The organism is Paraburkholderia panacisoli (assembly GCF_008369935.1).
In the GTDB taxonomy this organism is placed as follows: domain Bacteria; phylum Pseudomonadota; class Gammaproteobacteria; order Burkholderiales; family Burkholderiaceae; genus Paraburkholderia; species Paraburkholderia panacisoli.
Genome location: NZ_VTUZ01000047.1, coordinates 65,450 through 73,893, shown reverse-complemented (window position 1 = coordinate 73,893; position 8,444 = coordinate 65,450). Strand labels below are relative to the sequence as shown.

The window sequence follows — 8,444 nt, the reverse complement described above, 5'->3', positions numbered from 1 at the left end:
GGCGCGCGCGAGGCCGTCGGAGGCCGCGTCGATGCCGACCATCGCCGCCACTTCCAGATGCTTGCCGTGACGCAGGATCTTGATCATCAGATCGGTGCCGATGTTGCCCGAGCCGATGATCGCCACTTTGTTCTTTTGTCGTGCCATGGTTTTCGCTGCCCTTTCTGTCAAACGAAGCGTGCTGAGCATTGGCCGATGCCGCCAATCGAAACGTGAAGGTTGTCGCCCGACTTCACCGGCACCATCGTCCCCAGCGAGCCCGAGAGAATCACCTCTCCCGCCTTGAGCGACACGCCGAGACGGCCCAGCGTATTCGCAAGCCAGGCGACGGCGTTCGCAGGGGAATTCAGCGCCGCGGCACCCGCGCCGGTCGTCACTACCACGCCATTGCGCTCAAGTACCATTCCGCACGTACGCAGATCGAGCGAGCGCGGGTCCACCAGCTGGCTACCGAGTACGAACATCCCGCATGACGCGTTGTCGGCGATCGTGTCTTCGATGCGGATCTTCCAGTCGCGTATGCGCGAATCGACTATCTCAAAGCACACGAGCACACCTTCGGTCGCGCGCAACACGTCTGCTACCGAAATGCCGGGACCGCTCAGATCGTGTTTCAGCACAAACGCGATCTCGCCCTCCGCCTTGGGCTGAATCAGCTTCGATGTGTCGATCGGGTCACCTTCCGCGCACAGCATCGTGTTCAGCAGATAGCCGAAGTCCGGCTGATGAACGTTGAGCAGCGTCATCACCGCCTCGCTCGTCACGCCGATTTTCTTGCCGACCATTCGCGCGCCTGCGTCGAGTTGCCGGGCGATCACATGCTGCTGGATCTGGTAAGCGTCTTCGATGCTCAGCTGCGGATAACGGTCTGAGAGCGGATTGATCGCCGTCTGGCTGCGCTGCGCGCGCCAAAGCTCGTCGCCGAGGTCCGAAATCAGTGAAGGGTCCATTGCGTGTTTCCTGCGTCATGCGTGAATGTCGGGAATGGCGCGGCTTCTCGCGTGCCGCGCCTGGGATGTGACGCGCCGCAACCGCGCCGGCTATGCCGTCGTCTGCGCGGGCAGCGGGTCGCGCGAATAGAACAGCGGCGGCAGCGGCTGGCCAAGCAGATAACCGCCAAGCGTGCCGGCCGTATCGTCCGCGTTCTGCGTGATGTGATTGGCCGCCGCGATCACGTCGCGCAGGATGCGCTGCAACGGATTGTCGAGATAAATGCCGCGCGCGGAGAGCGCCTTGAACAGCAGCATCACCGCTTCCTCGCTCTCGCGGCCCACGCGCGCGATGTCGAGCATTCCCGGCACGCGCTCGTCGAGCGGCACGAGTTCGCGCTGTGCGGTATAGCGGGTCGTCTCGTGCATCATGTGCAGGATCCGCGCGCGCGATGAGCGCACCCGCGCCACCGCGTTACCGAGCCGATCCTTCACGTAAGGGCTCAAGCTCGTTTTGCCGCCGCCGGTCGTATCGCGGCGCGTCTGCATCTGCTCGATGAAGAGGTCCACTGCGCCTTGCGCCATCCCATTGATCGCCGACGATACCGCCGCGTAGAAGATTTGCGAGAACGGATACAGATACGTGTCGCCGCGATCGCTCATGCTGTAGTCCGCGAGACTGTGTGTCCGGTACTCCGGCACGAACGCATCCTTGACCACCACGCTCTTGCTGCCGGTGCCGGCCAGGCCGAACACGTGCCAGTCGTCGAGGATCGTGTAGTCAGTGCGCGGAACGAGTACCGACAGGCGATCAACCGGCTGCTTGTTTTCATCGAGCAGAATCTGCCCGAGAAACGCCCATTGGCCATGATCCGTGCCGCTGGAAGTCGGCCACCGGCCGTTGATGATGTAGCCGCCGTCCACCTTGCGATAAGTGCCGAACGGCGCGTAAGACGACGCGACGATCACCGAATCGTCCTTGCCCCAGACGTCGTCGCAGGCACGCGGGTCGAGATGACCGAACTCCCACGTGTGGATGCCGAGAATCATCATGTTCCAGGCACTGCTGCAACAGCCACGGCCCAGTTCCATCAGCACCTTGAAGAAGACCGCGGGATTCATTTCATAGCCGCCCCAGCGACGCGGTTGCAGAATGCGGAAAAAGCCCGCCTGCTTGAACTGCTCGATGATGTCGGTCGGAACCGAGCGCGCCTGCTCGACTTCCGCGGCCCGTGCGCGAAGCAGCGGGATCATGGCCTTCGCGCGTTCAACCAGAATCGCTTCAGTGGGAATCGGACAGTCGACTGCTTCTTTCAAAACCGAGTTCATGCTGCTCCTCCTTTGGAATTGTCTGGCTCCGCCTGATTCAGACGGGCGAATTTGCCACCGAAATACACGAGTGGCGGTGTCTCTTCTTTTTCACAACACACTTCGATTACGTCGCACAAAAAGACCGTGTGGGAACCACCCGGAATCTCCTCAAGAACCCTGCAGCCGAACGATACGAGCGTGTCTTCGAGAATCGGAATGCCGAGCTTGCCGTCGCGCCACGTGCCTGCGCCGCGAAAGCGGTCATCGCCGACCACGTTGATCACCATGCCGGCGAATCGCTTCGCGATGTCCTCCTGACATCCGGCAAGCACGTTCACGCTCAACAGGCCGGATTCACGGATGACGGCATGCGCGCGCACCGAACGGTTGACGCAGACCAGTAGCCGCGCAGGCTCCGCGCTGACCGAGCAGATCGCCGTCGCGGTCAGGCCCGCTCGCACGTCGCCGCTGCGCGACGCGATCACAGTGCAACTGGCAGCAAGACGCCTCATGCCGGAGCGAAAAAGCGATGCATCCACACCGGCATCAAGCGTTTGGTCGCAGGCCACGGCACTGTCCGCGGTAGTCATAGCGGTTGCCATCACACTTGCCCCGTCGAAAGAAACGAACGCATGACCGCGTTGAATTCCTCGGGATGCTCGTATTGCGGCCAGTGCGCCGCGTCACCCTGCATCACGTACAGCGTGCCCTTTGCGATCCGCGGCAACGCGGCCTGCGCCGCGTGTACGTCGTGGATAGGGTTATGTTTCGTCCACAGCAGCAGCGTCTCGCATTGCAGCCGCTCCAGTTCGATCATGTCCATGCGCTGGCTGTCATCACCGGCCTTGCGCATCAGGCGGCCGAACACAAGCGGCGCCGACTGCTGGAAGTCCGGGCGCGAATAGATTGCGAGACGGCTGCCGATCAGCTCGTCGTCGAGCAGATGCCAGTTGCTCTCGTGAATCAGCCACTGCATCCGCGCGCGCACGCTCTCGGCAGTCGGCGGCTTGCCGAAGTTGCGCTGACTCAGTTCCGCGAGGTTCTTCAGGTCGCGATGCCCCTGCTCGCTGACGATCGGAATCCCGCCGGTCGTATTGAGCACGATGCGACGCACGCGCTGCGGATACTTCACCGCGAAGCAGCCCGTCACGACGCCGCCGAGCGATTCACCTGAAACGTGGGCGCGCTCGATGTCGAGCGCGTCGAGCAGTTCGCGCAACTGCTCGACGTAATCATCGATCTCGTAGCTGAGGTCCGTTTTCTTCTCGGACAGCCCCTGACCAACGAAGTCGAACGCGATCACGTGATAGTGCTGTGCGAGCGCGACGACGTTCTTCGCATAGGCCTCGACATGACCGCCGATGCCGTGCATCAGCACCAGCGTCTCGCGGTGCTGCCGGCCGGCCTCGATCACGCGCGTCGCACCGAAGCGGGGCGTGTGAACATAGCGGACTTCCGCTCCAAGAAAATCAATCCAGATACTCACTTTCCATCTCCAGAAAAGGGCAACACGCTTCCCGCCGACCCTACGTGTCGGTTCACAGTGATCTCAGCGGGAAGAGCGGGGGTAAGGCCGCCTGCGGCGTTCAGGCCGGCACGGGCGGCGTGCGCTTGTGGCCCCAGTCGCTCAGCTTTGAATAGTTGACGACCTTCCACGTGGCATCGTCGATCACGATGCCGCCGCAGCCGTATTCGAGCGCGAAACCCGACGGGGTCTGCACGTAGAACGAAAACATCTGGTCATTCGGATGGTGGCCGAGATGCAGCAGCATCGGCGCGCCCGCCGCCATGCAGCGGTCGTACGCAAGGCCAACGTCGTCCATTTCCTTGACCTCCACCATCACGTGATTGAGCCGCTTCGGGCCGGGAATCGCCGCCGTCGCGAGCGAATGATGACGGCCGGTCTTCGTATGCATGAACGTCGCATCCACGACGATGCCCGGCTCGCGTTCCTCGCGGATATAGTCGCTGACGCGCAACCCGAGCACGGAGCGATAGAACGCAACGGACTCCGGATAATTGTCCGATCGCGTAAGAATGTGGCCGATGCCGAGCCGCCCCGTCTCGAACCCTGCGCCGCGCAGCACACTGGAGCGAAACGGATCGGTCATCGGCGCGATCGCGGGTCCGTAGTAGAACGCATGCCGGTAGCCGTTCGGGTCCTCGCAGTAGTACAGCTTTTCTACGCATCGTTGTGCGCAATAGTCGCGCTCGCCCTGCATCACAGCGAGGCCACTCACGCGAAGCTGTTGAGCGTAGCGCTCCAGCTCGTCTTCAGTCTCGAACTCCCAGCCGGCCTCCTGAATATCGTCAGCGTCGCTCTTTTCCAGCACGATGCGCTGCACGTGCTCATCCATTCGCAACACGAGCGCATTGCCGCCATCGCGCGTTCCGATCTGAAAACCCATCAGGTTATGAGCGAAATCCGCCCATGCACCCAGATCCTTGACCCCGAACACCACGTAGCCGAGGTTTGAAATTGCCGCAGCCATGTTGGCCATATCTCCTCCATCCAGCTTATGTCTATTAAGGACTTTCGAATTCACGAACGCGTTGAGACTTTCGCGAATCGTGGACCACACTATGCAAACGGTGTGCCAAGCGCGCGATGCGGAACGCCGTAATCGCTTGCGCGCCACGCCAGACAAGGCTGTACGGTGAAACAACGAGTTGCGTCGAACCATCGCAGCGACAGGCGAACCCCACCCGCGATTCAGAAAATGATGAATCGCGTCGCCTCGCTCGCGGGCGACCGCGGGATTTCATGAATTTACGCACCCGCCGGCGACCCTTTAAGGTTGTGCCGGCAACCAACATCCAATCGCAGGCAAGGGGCAAACATGCACGACACAATCGACCGGAACACAACGGGTTGCACGCTGCCGCCAGAATTTGTTCTGCTCGACGCGATGGACTTCAGCGACATCGCCGAGCAACTGCATTTCAATCCGGTCGAGGGTCGGATCTGGCTGCAGGACCGCCGTATGGCGCTGCTGTCGGTCGACGTGCTGGGCGCGCTGCGACGCGATCTGATCGATTCGCTCGGGCTCGAAGCGACGCGGCGGATGTTCACGCGGCTCGGTTACGCGGCAGGCTCCGGCGATGCCGAGTTGGCCTGGAAGGTGCGCAATCATCAGTCGCAACTCGATATCATCGCCGCGGGCGCGCAGCTTCATGCGCTCGAAGGCTTCGTGCAGGCGGAGCCGGTTCACATCGAAATCGACAGTACGCGAGGCTATTGCTATTCCGAATTTTTCTGGAATCACGGCTGCGAAGACGAAATCCATATCGCGAACTACGGCGTCGGCCATGAGTCCGCGTGCTGGATGGGTATTGGGTATACGTCCGGCTTCCTCAGCAAGATCATGGGAAAGCGCATTGTTGCGCGTGAAGTCGAATGCCGCGCGATGGGACAGACCAAGTGCCGCGTGATCGCCCAGCCGGTTGAAAGCTGGGACGATCCTGAGGAGGATCTGCACTATCTTGGCTTCACGCCGGCGCAGCAAACGCGCGTGTCGATCCCCGCAGGCGCGCCCTCTGTGGACGAGCTGCCCGCACAGCCCGCGAACGCTCATCCGGAGCCGTCGCTGGCAGGCCTCGTCGGCTCGTCGGCCAGCTTCACGTCGGTGCTGCACAAGGTGCGCCGTGTTGCCAGCACACGGGCCACCGTGCTGCTGTCCGGCGAGAGCGGGGTCGGCAAAAGCGCCGTCGCGCGCGAAGTGCACCGCGTGAGCACGCGGGCCGACAAGCCGTTCGTCGAACTCAACTGCGCGGCGATTCCCGAGCAACTGATCGAATCGGAACTGTTCGGCGTCGAACGCGGCGCCTATTCGGGCGCCACCGAGTCGCGTGCGGGACGCTTCGAATCCGCCAATGGCGGCACGCTGTTTCTCGACGAAATCGGCATCCTCAGCTTCAGCGCGCAGGGCAAACTGCTGCGCGTGCTGCAGAACGGCGAGTTCGAGCGGCTCGGCTCCACGCGCACGATCAAGCTCGACGTGCGCGTCGTGGCCGCCACCAACGAAGACCTGCCGCAGGCGGTGAAGGAAGGACGCTTTCGCGAAGACCTGTTCTATCGCATCAACGTGTTTCCGATTCACATTCCGCCGCTGCGCGAACGAAGAGACGATCTGCCGCTGCTGATCGAGTATTTCATCCGACGGCTTTCCGCGCTGCACGGACGGCACGTGCCGGGCATCACCCCGCGAGCGCTCCAGGCCGTGCTCAATCACAAGTGGCCGGGCAACATCCGCGAATTCGAGAACGTGATCGAGCGCGGCATCATTCTCGCTGACGACGGCGAATCGCTAGACCTGCGCCATCTTTTCAGCGTCGACACGACACTCGGGAATTCGAGTTTGATGCGCCTGACCGAAGTAGGGACACTCGTGAAAAGCAATACGCTGATGGTCGGTGAAGAACCGCCGGCGTCCGGCACCGCCGCGCCGGCACGCGCGACGCTCGACGAATGGGCGCGGGTTGCGATCACCCAGCAGAACACTCAGCTCGCCGACGTCGAGGACGCGCTCGTCAACGCGGCGCTTGCCGAAGCGGGCGGCAACATCTCGAAGGCCGCGTCGCTGCTGGGCCTGACGCGCGCGCAGCTCGACTATCGTGTGAAGCGAAACGGCCGCGTTTAGCGCACCTTTCGTCTTTCCCGAAAGGCGAATTCGCCGCAACCGGCTATGCCGCGATCGCCGCGCCCCCTATTCTCAACTCGCGTGTTCAATCGGGAGGACGAGGATATCTATGGACGAAAATTTCGACGTGGTGGTAGTGGGTTGCGGCGTCGCCGGGCTATCGGCCGCCGTGAGCGCGGCACAACGCGGGCTGAACGTTTGCGTGCTGGAGCGTGCGACGCGCGACGAGCGTGGTGGCCAAAGCCGTTATACCGAGGCGTATCTACGCATGAAGAGCCTTGACGAGGTGTCCGACGACTTCGAAGAGCATCTCGCCGAGAATGGTAGCCGCTACACGGACCCGGACCTGATGGCGGAGATGACGCTCGATCGCGCATCGTGGTCGCAGATCACTGGGGCGCTCGGTATTGCCGATGCGGAGGTACTGTCGACCTTCGCTGCGCAAGTGCCGTCGGCCGTAGAGTGGCTGCGCGGCATGGGCGTGCGCTTCGACTTCCTGCCGACGCAGTTCCTGACGAGCTCTCAGCCACGACTACTGCCTGTTGGGGGCGGCGAAGCGATGGTCGAAACGCTGGCCGCGCAGGCGGAAGCGCTCGGCGTCACGTTTCACTATGAATGCACCGCGCGCGACCTGATCTTCGACACACAGGGCGCGGTCGCCGGTATTTCCGCGTGGAAGCGCAACGCGGGCCGCCGCCGCTATGCTGGCGCGGTCGTGCTCGCGAGTGGCGGGTTTGAAGGCAACCCCGAGATGCTCGCGCAATATCTCGGACCACGCGCGGTCTATCTTCGCCCCGTCTGCAAGGGCGGCTATTACAACCGGGGCGAAGGCATCGCGATGGCGCTGCGCGCCGGTGCGGCGCCGTGCGGTGAGTTCGGCAGTTACCACGCCGAGCCGGTCGATCCGCGCTCGGGTGTCTCGGAGCCGTCGGTGTTCGTGTTTCCCTACGGGATTCTCGTCAATAAACACGGCCATCGCTTTACCGACGAAGCGCCAGGCACCGTCGATGCGTGGTACGAGCGCGTCACACGCCAGATCTACGAGCAGGACGAGGGCATCGCTTACGTCATTCTCGACCAGCGCGTGAAGGACATCCCGAACTACCGCCTCGCGATCCGCACCGACCAACCGGCGATCGAGGCGTCGAGCCTGGACGCGCTGGCAGGAAAACTTGGCATGCCGGCGGATGCGCTCGCCACCACGGTCGCCGCATATAACGCGGCGTGCCGCGACGGGCACTACGACCCTCTCGTCACCGACGGGCTTTCGACCCTGGGTGTCGAGCCGCGCAAGTCGAACTGGGCACTGCCGCTGGACCGCGCGCCCTACTTCGCCTACCCGATCATCTCGGCGAACGTATTCACGTTTGGCGGCCTGAAGGTGGACGCCGCCGCGCGCGTGCTGAACACCGACGGTGCGCCGGTCCCCGGTCTGTACGCCGCGGGCGAAACGGTCGGCATGTATTACGGCAACTACACCGGCGCGACGTCGGTGCTCAAAGGCATCGTGTTCGGCAAGCTGGCCGGCGAAACCATCGGCAACCGACAGTGAGCGACGAGGATT

Annotated in this window: 7 protein-coding genes and 1 pseudogene; 2 read left to right on the top strand and 6 right to left on the bottom strand. The window is 62.8% G+C overall.

The features are described from left to right. The 6 genes and pseudogenes from FVF58_RS41365 to FVF58_RS41340 all read right to left on the bottom strand — a co-directional run. Window positions 1-147, bottom strand: a pseudogene (locus FVF58_RS41365) (acetaldehyde dehydrogenase); the annotation flags it as partial. Window positions 148-167: 20 nt separating this feature from the next. Beyond that, the gene (gene dmpE / locus FVF58_RS41360; protein ID WP_149675411.1) at window positions 168-950 is read right to left on the bottom strand and encodes a 2-oxopent-4-enoate hydratase; all 783 of its coding nucleotides are present in this window, start codon (window positions 948-950) and stop codon (window positions 168-170) included. A 90-nt stretch (window positions 951-1,040) separates the two neighbouring features. Next, window positions 1,041-2,258, bottom strand: a complete 1,218-nt coding sequence (locus FVF58_RS41355) for an acyl-CoA dehydrogenase family protein (RefSeq protein ID WP_149675410.1) — start codon at window positions 2,256-2,258, stop codon at window positions 1,041-1,043. Further along, window positions 2,255-2,830, bottom strand: a complete 576-nt coding sequence (locus tag FVF58_RS41350; protein WP_188131108.1) for a flavin reductase family protein — start codon at window positions 2,828-2,830, stop codon at window positions 2,255-2,257. The genes FVF58_RS41355 and FVF58_RS41350 overlap by 4 nt, the downstream gene beginning before the upstream one ends. An 11-nt stretch (window positions 2,831-2,841) precedes the next feature. Then, entirely contained in the window at window positions 2,842-3,726 is an 885-nt protein-coding gene (locus tag FVF58_RS41345) for an alpha/beta fold hydrolase (protein ID WP_149675408.1), read from the bottom strand. Window positions 3,727-3,826: 100 nt separating this feature from the next. After that, window positions 3,827-4,732, bottom strand: a complete 906-nt coding sequence (locus FVF58_RS41340) for a VOC family protein (protein ID WP_246217445.1) — start codon at window positions 4,730-4,732, stop codon at window positions 3,827-3,829. 348 nt (window positions 4,733-5,080) lie between these two features. On the opposite strand from FVF58_RS41340, the gene FVF58_RS41335 reads away from it, so the two are divergent. Beyond that, the gene (locus FVF58_RS41335; protein ID WP_246217444.1) at window positions 5,081-6,880 is read left to right on the top strand and encodes a sigma-54-dependent Fis family transcriptional regulator; all 1,800 of its coding nucleotides are present in this window, start codon (window positions 5,081-5,083) and stop codon (window positions 6,878-6,880) included. Between the two features lie 109 nt (window positions 6,881-6,989). Beyond that, the gene (locus tag FVF58_RS41330) at window positions 6,990-8,432 is read left to right on the top strand and encodes an FAD-dependent oxidoreductase (RefSeq protein WP_149675406.1); all 1,443 of its coding nucleotides are present in this window, start codon (window positions 6,990-6,992) and stop codon (window positions 8,430-8,432) included. Window positions 8,433-8,444 lie beyond the last annotated feature (12 nt).

What these genes read in the sequence shown, in the direction of transcription:
- dmpE (WP_149675411.1), bottom strand. Translation starts at nt 950, where the DNA reads ATGGACCCTTCACTGATTTCGGACCTCGGCGACGAGCTTTGGCGCGCG.
- FVF58_RS41355 (WP_149675410.1), bottom strand. Translation starts at nt 2,258, where the DNA reads ATGAACTCGGTTTTGAAAGAAGCAGTCGACTGTCCGATTCCCACTGAA.
- FVF58_RS41350 (WP_188131108.1), bottom strand. Translation starts at nt 2,830, where the DNA reads ATGACTACCGCGGACAGTGCCGTGGCCTGCGACCAAACGCTTGATGCC.
- FVF58_RS41340 (WP_246217445.1), bottom strand. Translation starts at nt 4,732, where the DNA reads ATGGCTGCGGCAATTTCAAACCTCGGCTACGTGGTGTTCGGGGTCAAG.
- FVF58_RS41335 (WP_246217444.1), top strand. Translation starts at nt 5,081, where the DNA reads ATGCACGACACAATCGACCGGAACACAACGGGTTGCACGCTGCCGCCA.
- FVF58_RS41330 (WP_149675406.1), top strand. Translation starts at nt 6,990, where the DNA reads ATGGACGAAAATTTCGACGTGGTGGTAGTGGGTTGCGGCGTCGCCGGG.